This window comes from Chryseobacterium sp. CG10_8 (assembly GCF_058117085.1).
Genome location: NZ_JBYVEB010000240.1, coordinates 1 through 1,079, shown reverse-complemented (window position 1 = coordinate 1,079; position 1,079 = coordinate 1). Strand labels below are relative to the sequence as shown.

The 1,079-nt window shown below is 27.1% G+C and carries 2 protein-coding genes; both read right to left on the bottom strand.

The genetic code is table 11. The features are described from left to right. Window positions 1–195 precede the first annotated feature (195 nt). Window positions 196–846, bottom strand: coding sequence for a DUF6705 family protein (locus AC4AGG_RS16525; RefSeq protein WP_489773121.1), 651 nt, complete (start codon window positions 844–846; stop codon window positions 196–198). Between the two features lie 10 nt (window positions 847–856). Then, window positions 857–1,079 (bottom strand): hypothetical protein (locus AC4AGG_RS16520; protein ID WP_489773120.1); only part of this gene is annotated, 223 nt, incomplete at its 5' end.

Sequence of the window (1,079 nt, the reverse complement as noted above, 5' to 3'; positions counted from 1 at the left end):
TCGGGTATTTATGCAGTGCGGACTAAATATGACAAATATTTCAATAATCACAAAACTAAACAAAAACCATTTCTCTTTTTACTAGACTACAAAAATTGTATAAAGAGAAATGGTTTTTGTGGCTTGCTAAAACTTACAGTTCTATTATTATTTTAACTCCGCATTGCATAAATACTATGTTGGCAGAAGTGGTGTTTACTGTTTTGTTAAAATTATATCATTTGGAATACTAAAAAAGGGTTGTCCTGTGTAAATTGGATTATTATATTCTCCAAAACCAGTACTTTCGCCAAAATATCCTAAATAAAACTTGAACTTTATTTTGGGAGGTTCATTTATGGTGGTCATCAATTTTTCTATGTGACAACTTAATGGGAAATAACCACCACCTTCAAGAATAAGACCTCCGACATTTATGGATTGAGTCACTCTTTCATAATCATTAGTCATTCCCTCTAATTTTATTCCATCTTCAGTATTAAAAGTTGGATACTGTTCAATAGGGGATTCAAAAACCAAATTGTTGTTTACATATTTTTTATATTTGAGTATAATACCATCTTCATAATAATTAAGATTTAAATTAGAAGATAGTGTATGATATTTAACAATCTTAGTCAAAATAATTTGAAATTTTTCATTCCCATTTACATATTCCCACGTACCAACAAAATTATCCAAATAATTGTTGACATCTTTTATATAATAATTTCCTGTTTCGTCCCAATTATTAGGTAATGAACTATCTGAAGCATAATCTATTATTATTTGTCCTCGCATAAATGAACTAATATTGATAAATAGTACTATAAAAATAATAGTATATTCTTTTGATATTTTTTTCATAATTCTTATTTTAAGGGTTACATGGCGTTTCTTTGATTCCGTAAGTGTTATTTCCATTATCTTCTACTTCCAACTTTTTCCAATTTCCAAAAGTATCTTTATTACCTTCATATAATTCTATACCAAGATCTTTATCATTCATAAACCTTAAAAATCCCGTTATCTGTTGTGCATAGGTAGATTGTGATTTTATATTATATCCTTTTTTTTCCATAAATTTCTTTATTAATTTT

Coding starts and splice junctions, on each gene's coding strand:
- AC4AGG_RS16525 (WP_489773121.1), bottom strand. CDS start 846: ATGAAAAAAATATCAAAAGAATATACTATTATTTTTATAGTACTATTT.